This is a genomic window from Micromonospora sp. NPDC047644, assembly GCF_040704315.1.
Lineage (GTDB): Bacteria > Actinomycetota > Actinomycetes > Mycobacteriales > Micromonosporaceae > Micromonospora.
Genome location: NZ_JBEYSY010000024.1, coordinates 37612 through 54550, shown reverse-complemented (window position 1 = coordinate 54550; position 16939 = coordinate 37612). Strand labels below are relative to the sequence as shown.

Genomic DNA, 16939 nt, shown 5'->3' with positions numbered 1-16939 from the left:
GCTCGCAGAACACGTCGATCCACTTCGCGTACGGGGCGGCGGCGGCCAGCATCGGTCCGCAGACCAACCCCACGTAGTCGTCGGGGCGGTCGGCGTACTCGGCGGGCACCACGTGCGCGCCCAGGAAGGTGGTCTCGGTGCTGGTCTCGGCGGCGATCCGCAGCGAGCGGGCCTCGTCGGCGACGGTCAGGCCGTACCCACTCTTGATCTCCATGGTCGTGGTGCCCTGGCGCAGCGCCTCCCCGCGCAGCCGGCGCACGGTGGCCCGTAGCTCGTCGTCGGTGGCGGCCCGGGTGGCGCCGACGGTGGTCCGGATGCCGCCGCCGGTGTAGGGCTGACCGGCCATCCGGGCGGCGAACTCGGGGGCCCGGTCCCCGGCGAAGACCAGGTGGGCGTGGCTGTCCACGAAACCGGGCAGCACGGCGGCACCACCGGCGTCGACGTGGTGGTCGGCGGCCGGCGCGTACGCGGACGGCCCGACCCAGACCACCCGACCCGCCTCGACCAGCACGGCGGCGTCGCGGCGGATGCCGAGCGGGCCCTTGCCGGCACCGTTGGTGACCAGTTCCCCGATGTTGTCGACGAGCAGGCTGCCGCTCATGCGGGCGTCACCGCCTCGATCGCGGACGACAGTTCGGCCGGCACGTCGACGGTCAGGTGCCGGCCCTCGGCCACCACCACCCGTCCGTCCACCACCACCTGCTCGACGTCCGCCGCGCCGGCGGCGAAGAACGCGCCCACCGGCGGCACCCCGGCGGTGCGGGCGCTGTCCAGGCGTACCGTCACCAGGTCGGCACGGGCGCCCACCGCGATCCTGCCGGCGTCACCCCAGCCCAGCGCGGCGTGCCCGGCGACGCCGGCTGCGTTCAGCAGGTCGAGCGGCGCGAAGTGGCCGCGCCGGCGGGTCCGCAGCCGCTCGTCCAACTCGACCGCCCGAGCCTCCTCGAACAGGTCGATCACGGCGTGGCTGTCGCTGCCGAGGCTCAACCGGATGCCGGCGTCGGCCATCAGCCGGGCCGGGCCGATGCCGTCGGCGAGGTCCCGCTCGGTGGTCGGGCAGAGACACACGCCGGTCCGGCTGTCGGCGAGCAGGGACAGGTCCGTGCTGGTGGGGTGGGTGGCGTGGACGGCGGTGGTGTGCGGCCCGAGCACGCCGTGCTCGGCGAGCAGCGCGGTGGGCGAGCGCCCGTGCACGGCCCGGCACTCGTCGTTCTCGGCGGGCTGTTCGGAGAGGTGCACGTGCAACGGCGCCTGCCGCTCCCGGGCCCAGTCGGCGACACGGCGCAACTGATCGGCCGGGACGGCCCGCACCGAGTGCACGGCCGCGCCGACCCGCACGTGCGGGTCCGTCGGCTGGAACGCGGCGGCCCGCTCGGCCCAGCGGCCCGCGTCACCGTCGCCGAAGCGGCGCTGCGGCCCGGCGAGGGGCTGACCGTCCACGCTGGAGGTCAGGTAGGCGGCGTCCAGCACTGTGAGTCGGATCCCGGCGTGCGCGGCGGCCTCCACCAGCGCCGCGCCCATCGCGTTCGGGTCGTCGTAGGCGCCGCCGTCCGGTCGGTGGTGCAGGTAGTGGAACTCGCCCACGCAGGTGACGCCGGCGAGCGCCATCTCGGCGTAGACGGCTCGGGCGAGCGCGAGGTAGGTGTCCGGGTCCAGCCGGTCCGCGACGGCGTACATCTGGTCCCGCCAGGTCCAGAAGTCACCCCGCCCGCCGTGGGTGCGCCCGCGTAGCGCCCGGTGGAAGGCGTGCGAGTGCACATTGGCCAGCCCCGGCAGGGTGAGGCCGGGCAGTGGCACCGCGTCGGCGTGCACCTCGACCCCGGCCTCCGGTCCATGCGCTCCCAGCAGCGGCGTCACCGCGGTGATCCGGCCCTCGTCGACCTCGATCAGCACGTCGGGCGTGGGCTCGGCGTGCTCGGGCAGCCAGGCGTACTCCGCCAGCCAGCGGGTGGTGGTCATGCCGCTCGCCTCCTTTGGAGCTGAATCGTCTGCGACATCAGCGGCCGGGAGAATGTCGGCTGCTCAGGTGACCTCAGCGGCTGGGATGACAGCAACGGCTGCGATGACAGCAACGGCTGGGGCGCGGCGGCTGATTCGTTTGTGACATCAGCTCCAAAGGACAACGACAAGAGGTGCCCACCAGCGTCGCGCCGGAGACCACACACCCGCTGAAGGGCCGGGGCACTCGGCCGCCGGCTCGTCAGCTTGATCGAGCGCATGTCAGCTCCTCCAGCACCCGGGCCAGCGCCCGCACCCCGGCGGCGCAGTCGTCGTCGGTGGCGGCCTCGGCGGGGGAGTGCGAGACGCCGGTCGGGTTGCGCACGAAGAGCATCGCGGTGGGCAGGTGAGCGGCGAACACCCCGGCGTCGTGCCCCGCGCCGGTGGGCAGCACCGGGGCGTCGAGCAGCGTGGCCAGCCGTTCGGCCAACCCGCCGTCGAAGGCGACCACCGGGGTGGCCGACTCCTCGGTGACGGTCACCGTCGTACCGTCGCGGCGGGCCCGCTCGGCCAGCTTGCCGCGTACCGCGTCGACCAGCCCGGTCAGCGTCTCCGGGTCGGCGGCCCGGGCGTCCAACCAGCCGGTCACCTTCGACGGGATCGCGTTGGTGGCGTTGGGCTCGACGGCGACCCGGCCCACCGTGGCGTGCGCGCCGCGCAGCCGGGCCTCCTTGTTGGCCGCCAGCACCGTGAACGCGTAGGTCAGCATCGGATCGCGGCGGTCGGCCATCCGGGTGGTGCCCGCGTGGTTGCCCTCGCCGACGACGTCGAAGCGCCACCGGCCGTGCGGCCAGATCGCGCTGGCCACCGCTACCGGCGCGTCAGTGTCGACGAGCGCGCGGCCCTGTTCGACGTGCAACTCGACGAACGCGCCGAACCGGCCCAGCAACTCCGGACGGGCGCCCGCCGGCCGGTCACCGAGCGCCTCGGCGAAGCTCACCCCGGCCGCGTCGCGCAGGCCGGCCGCGCGTTCGGCCGTCAGCGCCCCGGTGAGCAGCCGCGACCCCAGACACGGTACGCCGAAGCGCGCTCCCTCCTCCTCGACGAAGGCGCCCAGGACCAGCGGCCGGTCGGGGGTGACACCGGCGGCGCGCAGCTCGTCCACGGCGAGGAACGCGCTCACGATGCCGAGCGGCCCGTCGTACGCCCCGCCGTGCGGCACCGAGTCGAAGTGGCTGCCGGTGAGCACCGCGTCGGACGCCTGCGGGTCACCCCAGTGGGCGAAGAGGTTGCCGTTGCCGTCCTCGGTGACCGGCATGGCACGGTGCTCGGCCTGCGCCCGGAACCAGGCGCGCAGCTCCCGCTCCGGCTCGGTCAACGCGTACCGCAGGTAGCCGCCACTGTCGGCGTCCCGCCCGACCGGCGCGATCTCGTCCCACAGCGCCCGGAACCGGGCGGAAAGGTCGTCGCTCACGCGGGGTCGCCCTCGGTCATCGGGACCCGGACTCCGGTACGGTCGGCGACCTCGCGGGCGCTCTCGTAGCCGGCGTCGACGTGCCGGATGACGCCCATCGCCGGGTCGTTGGTGAGCACCCGCTCGATCTTCTGACCGGCGAGGGCGGTGCCGTCGGCCACGCACACCTGCCCGGCGTGGATCGACCGCCCGATGCCCACCCCGCCGCCGTGGTGGATGGACACCCAGGACGCCCCACTTGCCGTGTTGACCAGGGCGTTGAGCAGCGGCCAGTCGGCGATGGCGTCGGAGCCGTCGGCCATCCCCTCGGTCTCCCGGTACGGGCTCGCGACGCTGCCGGTGTCCAGGTGGTCCCGGCCGATCACCACCGGGGCGGAGAGTTCGCCGGAGGCGACCATGTCGTTGAACCGCACGCCCGCCCGGTCCCGTTCGCCCTGGCCGAGCCAGCAGATCCGGGCCGGCAGGCCCTGGAAGGCGACCCGCTCACCGGCCAGCTTGATCCACCGGGCCAGCGACTCGTTCTCCGGGAACAGGTCGAGAATGGCGCGGTCGGTGGCCGCGATGTCGGCCGGGTCGCCGGAGAGCGCCGCCCACCGGAACGGACCCCTGCCCTCGCAGAACAACGGCCGGATGTACGCGGGCACGAAGCCCGGGAAGTCGAAGGCGCGCTGATAGCCGCCGAGCTGTGCCTCACCCCGGATCGAGTTGCCGTAGTCGAACACCTCGGCGCCCGCGTCGAGGAAGCCGACCATCGCCTCGACGTGGCGCGCCATCGACGCGCGGGCCCGGTCGGTGAACTCGGCCGGCTTCGCGGCGGCGTAGTCCCGGGCCTCGGCCAGCTCCACCCCCACCGGCAGGTACGCCAGTGGGTCGTGCGCGCTGGTCTGGTCGGTCACGATGTCGATCTCGACGCCCCGGTGCAGCAACTCCGGGAAGACCTCGGCGGCGTTGCCGACCACGCCCACGCTCAGGGCCCGGCGCTCCCGCTTCGCGGCGCGGACCCGAGCGATCGCGTCGTCCAGGCAGTCGGCGACCTCATCGAGGTAGCGGTCGTGCACCCGACGGTCGAGCCGGGTGCGGTCCACATCCACGATCAGGCAGACGCCGTCGTTCATGGTGACCGCGAGGGGCTGCGCGCCGCCCATCCCACCGCAGCCGGCGGTGAGCGTCAGCGTGCCGGCCAGGGTGCTGTCGAACCTCTTGGCGGCCACCGCCGCGAACGTCTCGTAGGTGCCCTGGAGGATGCCCTGCGTGCCGATGTAGATCCACGAACCGGCGGTCATCTGCCCGTACATGGTCAGGCCGAGCTGTTCGAGGCGGCGGAACTCCGGCCAGGTCGCCCAGTCACCGACCAGGTTCGAGTTGGCCAACAGCACCCGCGGCGCCCACTCGTGGGTGCGCATCACCCCGACCGGACGGCCCGACTGCACCAGCATCGTCTCGTCCTCGCGCAGGTCGGTCAGTGTGCGGACCAACGCGTGGTACGACGGCCAGTCCCGCGCCGCCTTGCCGGTGCCGCCGTAGACCACCAGGTCGTCGGGGCGTTCGGCCACCTCGGGGTCGAGGTTGTTCATCAACATCCGCAGGGCGCCCTCCTGCTGCCACCCGCGGGTGGTGAGCTGGCTGCCCCGTGCGGCACGAATGGGCTGGGTCATCTCTGGTTCTCCTCCGGTCAACCGAGGAACAACTGTCGGCGGGCCGCGGAGGCTTCGAATGCCTCCAGTCGGCGCTGGGTGTCGGCCGGCGTGGCGTCACAGATCGCCTGCAACAGCACCATGGCCAGGGTCATCGGGGCGGTGTGCAGGTCGAAGACGAGCTGCGTGCCGACCGTCGCGGCGAGCACCACGTCGGCGTGCTCGGTGGCCGGGCTGACCGGCGAGTCGGTGATCGCCACCACCGTCAACCCGGCGTGGCGGGCATCGCGCAGCGCGTCCAGGGTTTCCCGGGGGTAGCGGGGCAGCACGAAGGCCAGGACGGCGGACGCCCCGGCTTCGGCAGCCTGCTCCAGGCGGTCGGTGAGCAGGCTGCCGCCGTCGTCGAGGACCCGTACGTCCGGGTGCACCTTCGCCGCGAAGTAGGCGAAGTAGGCGGCCAGCGGCGCGGCGGCGCGCAGGCCGAGCACCGGCAGTGGGCGACTCTCGGCGAGCAGGCGCCCGATCTCGGCGATCCGGTCCCGGTCGGCGAGCTGACCGGCCAGCCGGTCCAGGTTGCCCATCTCCGCGCGTACTGCCTGCTGGAGTTCGTTGCCGGTGTCCGTCGACCCGCCCGGAGTCGAGCCGGTGATGTCGCGCAGCCGGCGGCGCAGCGCCGGGTAGCCGTCGTGGCCGAGCGCGACGGCGAACCGGGTGACCGACGGCTGACTCACGCCGGCCAGCTCGGCGACCTCGGCGGCGGACAGGTACGCCACGCCGGGGGCGTGCTGCACCAGACAGTGCGCGATGCGTCGCTGGGTGGGGGTGAGCCGCACCCCTTGGAACAGGTCGAGCACCCGGTCAGCGGGTGCTGCGACAGCTCCTTCATTCATGAGCTGATTCTATGCATAGAAACTTTCATAGACAACCACCTCGGGTCACCCCCTGCCCCCCATTCGGCCGTCGCGGCTCGTAACATGCGGGCGGCCAGCGTGAGCAGGATCTGTTCGTCGAGAAGGAGCGTCGTGGTCGCAGTCGAGGACGCCCCGCCCATTCAGGCCTCTCGTCCGGCGCCTTCTCCGCGCGTCCGGGCGAAAGTCGGTGAGGCGGTGCCGATCATCGCCCTTCTCGGGGCCTTCCTCGTCGTCAACGACATCCGGTCGTGGCTGACCGCCCAGTACTGGGGTGACGAGGCGTGGGTCGCGCTCTCGGTCCGCTTCCCCCTCACCGATCTGCCGGTGACGACCTCGTCCAGCCCGATCGGGTGGAGCTTCCTGCTCCGGCTGGTCCCGGACATCGACCACCTCCGGGTCGTACCCCTGGGCTTCCAACTGCTGACCGTTGTCGCGGCCTACCTGCTGGGCCGCTCGCTGGCGTCCGAGCGCACCCGGGGCATCCTCATCGGTGTGGTCAGCGGGCTCACCGTCGTGCTCCTGCCGGTCCAGCAGACCCGCCACGACCTGAAGCAGTACACCGCTGACGCGGCGGTGGCGGTCTGCCTGCTCGCCCTGGCCACCTGGACCGGGCGCTCCTGGTCCCGGCGACGGCTCACGGTGGTGGTGGCCGCTGTGGGTCTGGGCATGCTGCTGAGTCACACCACCGCCATCGTCGCGGTCTGTGTGCTCGGCGGCCTGCTGCTCTCCGTCGCCATCCGTCGGGAGTGGGCAAGGACGGTCGAGGCGACCGTTGCCGGCCTGGTCGCCGGCGCCCTCGTCGCGGCCGTCTACTTCGGAGTGTCCGCCCGGGGCAACAGCGATGCCATGCGGGACTACTGGGACGACTTCCTCCCGAGCCTCTCCGAATTGCCCGGACACCTCGTACGGCAGACCAAGGCCCTCTCACCCTTGCTCGGCGCACCCGTGCCGATCCTCGCCGTGCTGCTCGTGCTCGGCGTCGTCACGCTGTTCCGTTGCGGGCACACCGCCCCGGCGATCGCCGTCCTCCTGCTGCCGGTGGCGGCCAGCGGGCTGGGTGTCGCGGGGATCTACCCGCTGCTCGACCCACGCACGTCCCACTTCCTGATCGTGGTGGCGGGCCTGGTGGTCGGCATCGGCATCGTCGGTCTGGCCGACCTGACCGTCGCCCTGGTCCGCCGCCGGCTGCCCCGGCTGGCACCGGGCGTGGTGGCCGCCGTTACCTGCGCCGTCCTGCTCGCCAGCTTCGCCGCCGTCAACCACCGCTGGTACCGCCTGGACGGCGACGAGCCCGGAGTCTGGACGGCACACCAGGCCATCACCGACATCGGGTCGTCGACCCGGTACGTCGCGGCGCACAAGGGGCCGCACGACCTCGTCGTGGTCAGCGGGCCCGCCTGGTTCGGGTTCACGCTCTACTCCGACCGGGATCCGCTGGAGTTGGTCGCGCCGGTCGAGGGCACCGTCGGTTGGACAGTCACCATGCCCACCCGCGCCGATGTGATCCTCCCGAAAGCCGCCGACGCGCCGTCCATCAAGGACGCCCTCGACGAGATTCTGGCCCGGGCCGCGAAACAGCCGCCCGGCACCCGGGTCTGGCTGGTCCGCGCGTACACCCACCCGAGCGAGCCGGTGTGGCAGGCGGCGCTCGCCGACTACCGCGTGGAACGCGTCACGTCCGGACCGGAGCCGGTGGTCGTGATCAGCGGAAGGTGACGGCGACGACGAGTTGACGGGTGACCGCCAGGCGACTGACTGTGCGACCGGTCGGTACCATGCGGCTGGCGGTCGAGCGGAGGAGTTGGCATGCAGCCGGAAGGCCCCTACAGGTTCACCCACTTGCTGGGCGGTTCACCGGTGGGCAAGGCCTGGGCCGCCATCGACGAGCAGGGCCGGTTCGTGAGCGTGGCCGTGCTGGACGCGACGGTTGCCGCCGCCCCCGGCTGGCGGGAGGCGTTCGCCGAGGTCGCGAACGCGCTCGCCCAGTCGCCCGACGGACCCCCGATCACGTACGCCGACTTCTCTGCCGCCGCGCCCTGGGTGGCGTACGCCGCCGAGGCCGGACCCGCCCCGGAGAAGCTGTTCCGCGCGCTCGGCGTGGAGTACCAGCCGGTGCCCGCAGCCCCCCGACCAGTCTCCGCCCCTCCCCAGCCGGTGTCCGGCGTGCCGCACCCCGTGTCGGGCGTGCCGCAACCGGTGTCCGGTGTGCCGCAACCGGTGTCCGGTGTGCCGCAACCCGTGTCGGGTGCGCCGCAGCCGGTCGTCGACATGCCGCACGCCCCGTGGGCGGTGCAGTCGGCGGCGATCCCCAACCAGCCGCCCGCCCACCCCGTCTCGGCCGCGCCGGCGTCGGGCGCACCCGCCTCGCCCGCCGGCCCGGTCGGCCACGACGTCGCGCCGACGCCGGCCACCGTGTCCGGCCCGCCGGCCGACGTGCCCCCGTTCGACCCGTACGCCGCCCCCGTACGGCGGATCAAGCCCTCGGCGCCACCCAAGCGGCGTACCGGCCTCTGGGCGGGTGTGGCCGCGCTGGCCCTGGTGGCCGTGGTCGGTGGTGGCGCCGGCATCTACGCCCTCAGCTCGGATGAGCCCGCCGAACCGGACGTCCCGCCGACCGCCACCGCCAGCGGCTTCCCCGCCGCGACCCCGCTCGCCCCCGGCCTCAAGCCCTGGGCGCAGGCCGCCCTGCGCAGCCCCGAGGAGCGCGCACTGGCCGTCGCCGGGCCGTCCATGGTCTTCGTGGAGGTCGTGTTCACCGGGTACGTCCGCAACAAGGCCGGCGGTGCCCTGCTGGACAAGGCCCCGGTGACCTTCAGCCGGCGCTGTAGCGGCGTGGTCGTCCAACACGAGGGGTACGTCCTCAGCAACAGTCAGTGCGTGCAGCCCACCCCGGACGTCCTGGTCGGGAGCGCCCTGAACGCCGTGGCCAACCGGCTCGTCGCCGAGGGCGGCCTGCAGGCCAAGGACATCAGCACCTGGACCCGCAGTCGGTTGAGCACCTCGGTCCTGACCGGCGCGAACGCCGGCGACCAACCGGAGAACCGGCTGTACGGGCAGCTCAACATCGCCAAGGGCGAGGTGACGGACAGCCCGGCGATCGCCGGCACCGTCGTGCGGGCCCTTCCGATCGAGGCGGGGAACGTCGCCCTGATCAAGCTGGAGCAGAAGAACCTGCCCACGGCAGAGCTGAACACGTCGGCCAGCATCGGCCCGGAGACCTCACTGCTCGTTCTGGGCTACGGCACCACCGACACCAGTTTCCGCGCCGCCACCTACACGGTGCTGTCGAAGACGGCGGCCGTGACCGGGGTCGACACCTCGACACCGCTGAACCCGTACCGGATCAACGAGGATCTCGGGCTCTACTCGCGGGGCGGGATCGCCATCGACCCGAGCGGCCGGGTGGTGGGCATGTTGGACAACGACGTTCTGCGGCCCGACAAGGCGAACCGCCTCGTCGTGCCGGTCTCCGCCATGACCGCCCTCCTCCAGGCTGCCGGCGTCACGAACGCGCTCGGCAAGGGCGACAACCAGTACCGCAGCGGCCTCGACGCGTACTTCGCCGGTGACGAGTCGAAGGCCATCGCCCAGTTCGACGAGGCCGCGCGGAACTCCCCGACCAACCTGCTGGCCCAGTCGTACCGGCAGGCGGCCGTCGACAGCCGGGGGCCGGGTGACGATTCCGGCGGGTCGGGCTGGGCCGTGCCGGTGATCGCCGCGGCCGGAGGCGCGCTCGCTGTCGCCGTCGTGGGTGCCGTGGCGATGCTCCTGGCGCGGCGGCGCAACAGCCGTTTCTAGTGCGTCTGAGCGGCACCCGGCCGAGGCGCCACGCCGCTGGCGGCCCGCGCGGAACCGCCGATCCGGGTGCCGGTCAACCACGGGCCCAGCGGCGTGCTGATGACGATCCACGCGAACACCCAGGGGACCACGAGAGCGGCGACCAGGTCGACCACCCGGCCGGCCCTCGGCGTTTGAAGGACCCACAGGATGCCCGCGTGACTGAGCACGACGGCGATGCCGCAGCCGGCCAGTCGACTGATCACCCGCGACGCCCGCGCGCCGATGCGCAGGTCGAGTTCCTCCGCGAGCCGGATGAGACCGACGCTGATCAGGATCGCGGTCAGCACCCCCAGCACCGGAGAGCCGAAGTCGCCGGCCTTGAGGTCCAGGTCCCGATTGAGGCCGAGCAGCACGAAGCCGACCCCGATCGAGAGTGACGCCGCACCGGCGCTGGCCGGAAGACGCGGGCGGAGCCGCCGCAGCAGCCGTCCGGCCAGCACGAAGACCAGGCACGCCGGGACCAGGAAGAGCCCGAGCGGGCCGGCGGTGACGACGCTGGGCGCGAGGTACGCCGTGACCAGGCCGACCACCGCGACCGTCCAGGCGACCGCGGCGGGGAACCGCTCCAGCCACCGGAACGCGACCGCCGCGATGAAGAGCACCGAGACGAACCAGAAGGCGGAGAACGGTCGGACCGCGGCCGTGCCGCCGTAGAGCGCGTCACCGAACGTCCCCGGCGCGACCTGACCCGTCGCGGCGTCCGCGGCGAGCAGTGCCGCGACCAGGATGAGGAACCACACCACGTAGGGCACGCCCAGGCTCGTCCACCGCTTGCGCAGCTCACCGCCGAGCGGCCGACCGGGCGACCAGAAGTAGCCGGTCAGGACGAAGAACACGGGAACGTGCCAGGTGTAGATGGACGCCCGGGTCAGATCGTCGCTCCAGACGTGGCCCACGACCACCGCGGCGATCCCGACAATCCGGAGGAGGTCGACACCGGCGGAGCGGTTACCCGCCGCCGGTGTCGTGCTCGTTGCGGCCATGGCCGGCATCATTTCAGACAGCGGCACCGACCCACGCCTCGGATCAGCACCGGTTCGGCCGAAGGTCGTGCCGGCGCCGTCGGGTACGCCGCATCGCCTAATCTGGGGCACGACACGCTGCCCACACTGTGGAGGTTCCCGGGTGTCTCGTCCCCACCCTCCGTGGGCCCGTCTCCGATCGGTGCCCCGACCGGCCTGGATCGGCTTCGGGGTGATCGTCCTGCTCCTGGCGGCCGTCCCCGTGCTCGGCTGGTGGCCGACGAGGACCGGCGCACCGGACGCGGCCTGGTCGGCAGCCGACGTGGACACCCCGCCGCCCGTCGCGCCGATAGACGGCACCGCCTGTGCCGCCAACGCGCACGGGATGGCCGGCTTCACCCCGGTCAGCGCCCTCGACCTGCCCGAGCGGAACGACCCCAGGAGACCTCCGGCCCTCCTGTTCGACCGGGCCGGGACGGTGGCCGACGGGTTCGACCGGATCGGCTACTGCCTGGAGTTGACCGGCCCCACTGGTACGCAGTGGGTGTGGACGGCCATGTCCCCGTTCACGACCGACGCCCGACGCCTCGGCCTGCCGACCCGGGCCGGTCAGATCGTCCGCCAACGGATCGCCGATCTGGAGGTCGCCACCAACGCGCCGGGCCTGGCCACCGGCACCGGCCTCACGGGCTATCTGGAGATGTGGCCGAACAAGTACGGGCCGGTCAACTCCGGCCAGGTCCCCGGCGCCACCACCGACCGGTACGACGCCGACGACGACGTGTACTCGTCGATCGGGTACGGCTCCTTCCAGGTGCACACGATCGCTGCCACCCGCCCGGCAGCGGCGGCCCCGCAGACGGTCCTCGCGGTCAACGGCTTCACCTCGGACGCCCAGCCGCTGTCGGTGGGCATCGGGACCGCCCCCACCGGTCAGCCCGACTGGACGGCCGCCGACAACGCCGGCACGTACACCCAACGTCGGCTGACGGTCTACGTCCGCGCCGCGGTCCTCACCGTCGGTCAGCATCCTCGGGATCGGCAGCTGTACGCCCGGGACGCGGCCGGAGGCGCTGTCGTGCCGGTGTCGGGAAAGGCTACCGACCCGCGCGTGCGCGCCGTACGCCTCAAGGTCGTCAGCGGGGCCGACGGCTGGGACGAGACGGTGCCCATCGGTCCCGGCGGTGAGTTCGCCTTCCGGCAGCGGATCACCGCCACGCTTCGGGAGTACCGATTCGAGTTGCACGTGCTCGGCGACGGCGTCGCCCGACGGGCGGCCCTGTGGGAGGGCGTGGTGTCCGGCGACGTGTACGTCATCCAGGGCCAGTCCAACGCGGTGGCGGCCAGTCACCGGGGCTCGTCGATCGGCGAGGAGTCCCCGTACGTGCGCAGTTTCGGCTCGACCACCGGGGACCGGGTCCTCTCCGGCGCGGACCGTACCTGGAACTACGCCGTCTCGGGTACGGTCCGGCAGCCCGGCTCGGTCGGCCAGTGGGGGATCCGGGCGGCCCACCGACTCATGGACACCTACCAGGTGCCGGTAGCCGTGATCAACGGCGCGGAGAGCAGCAAGGTCGTGTCGTTCTTCCAACGCAAGGACGGCAACCCCGGTGACCTGCGCACCAACTACGGCCGCTTGCGGCAACGACTCAGCGCCGCGAACGTCATCGGCGAGGTCCGGGCGGTGTTCTGGTACCAGGGTGAGGCCGACAACAACGACGCCGCCGGTCACGTCGCCGGGTTCACCGCGCTGTTGACCGACTGGCGTCGGGAGGTCGGTTTCCGGACCGCCGGCGGCACCCGGTACTACGTCGTCCAGGTCGGCAGCTCACCGTGCGGGAACACCTCCGGCGGCCCGTTGCGTGAGGCCCAACGACGGCTGGCCGACACCCTGAAGGTGACGGTGCTGTCGACGACGGCCCTGTCGGGCCGGGAGGGCTGCCACTTCGCCTGGGAACAGGGCTACCGCGAGTTGGGCGATCAGGCGTTCGCCGTGTTGGCCCGAGACATCCACCGCGGTCCCAGCGAGGGCGTGTCTGCCCCGAACCCTCGGTCGGCCGCCTTCACCGACGCTCGGCGTACCCAGGTGGTGGTTCAGCTCCGTAGCGTCGACCCGCTGACGGTCCGGGCCGGCGCGGGCACCGACTTCACGATCGACGGCAGCACCGCCACCGTCACCGCCGTCGAGTACCGCGAGGGAGGGCGACTCGTGCTGAGCCTTTCCGGCCCGGCCGACGGCGCGACCGGGCTGAGTTACCGGGGCGACGCCGGGCCCTGGTGCGTCAACGCCACCGGGGTCGGCCTGCTGGCCTTCCAAGGGCTTCCGATCGCCGGCGGGTAGTGATCCCGCCCGGCAACGGCTCGGTCGGACCCCGGGGACCGCGGGGCAGGGCGTGCGGTCAGCGGATTCAGTTGAACGCGGCGGCCCGGCTGTCCTGCCGGCCGATGAGTCGACGGAGCCCGGCCAGGGGTGCCGGCCGGTCTACCAGGTCCACCGGCCCTGGTGTCGGAGTGCGCGCGGGTGGCGCGGACACCGACGCGGTGAGGACCAGCAGCACAACGATCCAGGTCAGCCCGTCCACCGACAGTGGGTTCCAGACGACCTCGGTGAACGAGTAGACGATGAGAAGCACAAGCGGCGCCTTGGCGGCGAACGCCTGCCCGTCCTCGACGCTCCGGTGCATCAGGGTGGCCATCCAGAGGCCGAACAGGGTCAGTGCGACCAAACCGCCGGAGAAGATGACCAGGACGTACCCGGAGTGGAAGAAGTGGGTGGGTGCCGCTCCGATGTCCTGGAGGTGGAACCACTTCGAGACGCCGACGCCGACGGCCTCCCGACCGCTCAGGTAGTCGCGGGCGGCGACCCAGATGTTGCCCCGGTTGCTCAGCGTGGTCTTCGACGCGCTCCACGTCAGGTATGTGGCGGCTGTCAGTGCGCCGATGACGAGCGCGACGCAGATCGCGAAGGGGATCCGCATGCTCGGTCGTAGACGCTGTACGAGCAGTGCGGCCAGCACCCAGGCGCATACCGCCCCGACGGCCAGGTAGCTGGTACGGGAGCCGGTGGCGACGATCACCAGCAGGCAGAACGACGTCGTCACCACCAGCTCAAGGCGGCGCATCGCGCAGAACGCGGCCACCAGCGTGAAGGACGCGAGCATCGCCACGTAGTTCTCGGAGTTGTAGAAGCTCTTGAACAGCGCCCCGGCCAACGAGCACTTTTCCAGCTTCCCGCCGGTACAGATCCGCCACGACTGGTCGTACACGGCGGTCGGGATGGTCAGCAGCGCCAGGACCGCCAGCCCCGTATAGGCCATCGCGCGGACGCTTACTGCGGTGCGGGCAGCCATCAACCAGATGGCGAGCAGCACGAGCGCGGCCGCCGAGTAGGCCGGCAGCCGTGAACCGTAGAACCCGTTCCCGGTAAGGGCGTCGACGCCGACGGACCAGACCAGCAGCGCGCCGGCCATCGCGATCGAGATCCGCAGCCACACGTCGGAAGGTCCGCGCAGAATCGCCCGGCCGGAGAACACCAGCCAGGCCAGCAGAGCGATCAGCAGAACGCCGATGAGCACCGAGCTGTGGCTGCCGACGAGCGCGGGCGCCGCGTTGGTGAGCACGGCGAATCCGACCAGAGCAACCGCGGTCGCACGGTCGCCGAAGGCAGCGGCGATGTCCCGCCGGATCCGGACCAACCACAGGGCTACCGCGATGCCACCGACGGTCAGTAGGACACCGAAGATGGTGGTCACGTCAGACCCTTTCTCGGTCAGCTGCCGATGCCGCCTCAGCTTCGCTGTCGCGGGGCGGGTCGCGCCGCAGGGCAGCGACGAGGCACCCCCACAGCAGCACGGCGAGCAGAGCGTCGCACACCAGACTCGACACCACCGCACCCTGCCACCCGTACGCCGGGATCAGCCAGACGTTCAGGCCGGCGTTGACCACGCCGACCGCAATCTGGGCCACGGTCCGGCGTCCCTGCATCCGGGCACCGGACAGCGTATCGGCGGCGAGGTAGTGGATCGCCTTCAGCACCAGCAGTGCGCTCAGGCCCTGCAAGGCGAGGGTGGCGGCCTCGTACTCGGGGCCGAAGACCACTGGCATCATCCAGGCGAACGCGACGAGGAGAAGGGATGCCGGCACGCTGAACGCCAGGTAGCGCGGCAGCAGCTTGCGCGTCAGCCGCAGCGCGGCTCGAGGGCCGTTACGCCCCGCCTCGAAGAAGTTGGGGTACGCGACAGCCGCCATCGACCGGGCGGGCGTGTACGCGAAGTCGACGACCCGGTACGCCGCGGCGTAGATGGCCGCGCTCTCCGTGGTGCCCAGCTTGGAGAGCATCACCTTGTCGAGATCGTTGTACACGGTCTGGGCGGACAGACCCACCGCGAACAGCATGCCGGTCCGCGCCTGCGCCAAGGATCCCCGGACTTCCAGCGGAGTCCGACCTGACCCGCGGAGGCCACCCAGGACCACTGCCACGCACACCACCGTCGACAGCAGCACCGAGGTCACGGCCCAGGCGTGCAGGGTGACCGGTCCGGCAGTCGCGGCCAGCACGATGACCCCGACCAACCGGGAGACCTGGAGCAACGCGGGGATGACGGAGGCGAGCAGGATCCGACCCCGGGCCTGGACCGAGGCGGCCACCGCCTCGATGAGGCGCCACGCCACCAGGTCGGCGAAGGCCAGACAGAACAGGTCGATCAGGCTCGCCTGGGCGCCCCAGATCAGCGCGCCCGCCGCAGCGACGAGCACTGTCGCACCAGCCCCGAACACCACCGACAGCAGCAGCCCCCGGGCCAGGTGACGGGCCCATTCGGCAGGCGCGTCGGCGTGGCTCTGAAAGATCAGGCTCGGTGCGCCGGCCGACGCGAAGGGCGAGATGACCGCCACCAGGGCCGTGATGCCGACGAAGAGACCGTACGTGTCGATGGGCATCTCCCGCGCCAGCAGCACGAAGAGCGCTCCCTGGGCGAGAGTCCGCAGCAGGGTTCCGACGAAGAACCTGCCGGACTTGCGCAGGAAGGCGTCACCGCGGCGGGGTGCCCGATGGCGTGGTGACGCGCTGCGATCCGGTTCGCCCGAAAGGTCGACTGTTCCTTGGGCGAGGGTCATCGTCGTACCGCCTCCACCCACTGTCGGCTGATCCCGACCGGATCGAAGGCGACCGAGCGGGCGTGCCAGGCCTTCTCGAACTCCACGGGACCGGGCCGGCCGAAACCCGTCAGGTGCCTGATCGCCGCAGCGAGCGCGGTGGGGGTCGGGGTCGTCGCCAGCGCGCCGGGCACCAGGTCCGGCACCATCTCGTCGACGGCGGACACGGGCATCGCGGCGACGGGCAGCCCCACTTCGGCTGCCTCCACCAGGCTGAATCCGAAAGTCTCCGCCAGTGACGGGTGAACGAGCAGGTCGGCGTCGGTCAGCAGCCCGCGGACGTCGGGGATCCGGCCGAGGAAGGTCACCCGATCCGCCAGGCCGCGCTCGCGCGCCCGGGTCTCCAGCAGTGTCCGCTCCTCGCCGTCGCCGGCGAGGGTGAGGTGGTATGCGGTGGGCAGTTCCGCGAGCGCGTCGATGGCGCACAGGTGGTTCTTCAGGGGGCGGAGCGCGCCGGTGGTGACCAGCCGGATCCTCGTCGGATCGGCGACCGGCCGGGGCGGGACGAAGGGCGCGGTCGGCACCGGGTTGGGGATCGTGACCACGCGCGACCCGGAGTGAAGATCGCGTACCGTCCGGGCGACGCCGTCGGACACGGCCACGACGAGCCGCGGCCGGAGGGCACCGAACCCGGACGCGCGGGCGAGCATCCGTACCCGACGGTCGGCCCGCATTCGCTCGGGCAGCAGCGAGTGCTCCCAGCCGATGAAGGTCCGAGATGAGCCAGCCAGAGCCGCTCCGACGGGCACGCTGCCCCACAACCCGCTGGCGACGACCTCCACGTCCGGGGGCAGGCTCCGCAGCCGGCGGCGCAGCGGGGGTACGGCCTCCACCAGCCGGGTGAGCCGCGACCCGAGGTCCAGGGTGTCGATATTGAGATCGTCGAGCCCGTGCGGAACTCCCCGGGACAGAACGGTCGCGGACACCTCCACGCCGTGACGTGCGAGCCCGCGCATCACCAGGACTGCGGCGCGCTCCATGCCGTAGTACGGCTCGAGCTGCGGCAGTACGAAGTGCAGACGCATC

At 72.2% G+C, this 16939-nt stretch carries 11 protein-coding genes and 1 pseudogene; 3 read left to right on the top strand and 9 right to left on the bottom strand.

What is annotated here, in order from left to right; translation table 11 throughout:
• From AB0877_RS29810 to AB0877_RS29790, 5 genes and pseudogenes are all read right to left on the bottom strand, one after another.
• Positions 1–601: pseudogene (locus tag AB0877_RS29810) on the bottom strand (imidazolonepropionase); the annotation flags it as partial.
• Entirely contained in the window at positions 598–1959 is a 1362-nt protein-coding gene (locus AB0877_RS29805) for a formimidoylglutamate deiminase (protein ID WP_366612882.1), read from the bottom strand. The pseudogene AB0877_RS29810 and the gene AB0877_RS29805, both read right to left, overlap by 4 nt.
• A gap of 241 nt (positions 1960–2200) precedes the next feature.
• A complete protein-coding gene (locus AB0877_RS29800; protein ID WP_366612880.1) occupies positions 2201–3412 on the bottom strand; it encodes an allantoate amidohydrolase in 1212 nt (403 codons plus the stop codon).
• Positions 3409–5067: a urocanate hydratase gene (gene hutU / locus AB0877_RS29795; RefSeq protein WP_366612878.1), complete on the bottom strand. Its 1659-nt coding sequence runs from the start codon at positions 5065–5067 to the stop codon at positions 3409–3411. Before hutU ends, AB0877_RS29800 begins: the two co-directional genes overlap by 4 nt.
• 17 nt (positions 5068–5084) lie before the next feature.
• On the bottom strand, positions 5085–5936 hold the full coding sequence (locus AB0877_RS29790) for a MurR/RpiR family transcriptional regulator (RefSeq protein WP_366612876.1): 852 nt from the start codon (positions 5934–5936) through the stop codon (positions 5085–5087).
• A 216-nt stretch (positions 5937–6152) separates the two neighbouring features.
• On the opposite strand from AB0877_RS29790, the gene AB0877_RS29785 reads away from it, so the two are divergent.
• Both AB0877_RS29785 and AB0877_RS29780 read left to right on the top strand, forming a co-directional pair.
• Positions 6153–7673, top strand: coding sequence for a DUF6541 family protein (locus tag AB0877_RS29785; protein WP_366612874.1), 1521 nt, complete (start codon positions 6153–6155; stop codon positions 7671–7673).
• A gap of 90 nt (positions 7674–7763) precedes the next feature.
• Positions 7764–9755, top strand: a complete 1992-nt coding sequence (locus AB0877_RS29780; RefSeq protein WP_366612872.1) for a trypsin-like peptidase domain-containing protein — start codon at positions 7764–7766, stop codon at positions 9753–9755.
• On the opposite strand, the gene AB0877_RS29775 is transcribed toward AB0877_RS29780, so the two are convergent.
• Positions 9752–10780 carry an acyltransferase family protein gene (locus AB0877_RS29775; protein WP_366612870.1) on the bottom strand — a complete coding sequence of 343 codons (1029 nt, stop codon included), beginning with the start codon at positions 10778–10780 and terminating at the stop codon, positions 9752–9754. The two genes, AB0877_RS29780 and AB0877_RS29775, sit on opposite strands and share 4 nt — an antisense overlap.
• A 181-nt stretch (positions 10781–10961) precedes the next feature.
• On the opposite strand from AB0877_RS29775, the gene AB0877_RS29770 reads away from it, so the two are divergent.
• On the top strand, positions 10962–13100 hold the full coding sequence (locus AB0877_RS29770; RefSeq protein WP_366612868.1) for a sialate O-acetylesterase: 2139 nt from the start codon (positions 10962–10964) through the stop codon (positions 13098–13100).
• A gap of 67 nt (positions 13101–13167) precedes the next feature.
• On the opposite strand, the gene AB0877_RS29765 is transcribed toward AB0877_RS29770, so the two are convergent.
• Genes AB0877_RS29765 through AB0877_RS29755 form a run of 3 tightly spaced genes read right to left on the bottom strand, consistent with a single transcriptional unit; the run spans position 13168 to position 16938 of the window.
• Entirely contained in the window at positions 13168–14511 is a 1344-nt protein-coding gene (locus tag AB0877_RS29765; protein ID WP_366612866.1) for an O-antigen ligase family protein, read from the bottom strand.
• 1 nt (position 14512) lies between these two features.
• A complete protein-coding gene (locus AB0877_RS29760; RefSeq protein WP_366612864.1) occupies positions 14513–15874 on the bottom strand; it encodes a polysaccharide biosynthesis C-terminal domain-containing protein in 1362 nt (453 codons plus the stop codon).
• On the bottom strand, positions 15871–16938 hold the full coding sequence (locus AB0877_RS29755; protein WP_366612862.1) for a glycosyltransferase: 1068 nt from the start codon (positions 16936–16938) through the stop codon (positions 15871–15873). Before AB0877_RS29755 ends, AB0877_RS29760 begins: the two co-directional genes overlap by 4 nt.
• Between the last annotated feature and the right edge of the window lies 1 nt (position 16939).

Excerpts from the sequence above, each read along its gene's own strand:
- AB0877_RS29805 (WP_366612882.1), bottom strand. The coding sequence starts at position 1,959 with ATGACCACCACCCGCTGGCTGGCGGAGTACGCCTGGCTGCCCGAGCAC.
- hutU (WP_366612878.1), bottom strand. The coding sequence starts at position 5,067 with ATGACCCAGCCCATTCGTGCCGCACGGGGCAGCCAGCTCACCACCCGC.
- AB0877_RS29790 (WP_366612876.1), bottom strand. The coding sequence starts at position 5,936 with ATGAATGAAGGAGCTGTCGCAGCACCCGCTGACCGGGTGCTCGACCTG.
- AB0877_RS29780 (WP_366612872.1), top strand. The coding sequence starts at position 7,764 with ATGCAGCCGGAAGGCCCCTACAGGTTCACCCACTTGCTGGGCGGTTCA.
- AB0877_RS29775 (WP_366612870.1), bottom strand. The coding sequence starts at position 10,780 with ATGGCCGCAACGAGCACGACACCGGCGGCGGGTAACCGCTCCGCCGGT.
- AB0877_RS29760 (WP_366612864.1), bottom strand. The coding sequence starts at position 15,874 with ATGACCCTCGCCCAAGGAACAGTCGACCTTTCGGGCGAACCGGATCGC.
- AB0877_RS29755 (WP_366612862.1), bottom strand. The coding sequence starts at position 16,938 with ATGCGTCTGCACTTCGTACTGCCGCAGCTCGAGCCGTACTACGGCATG.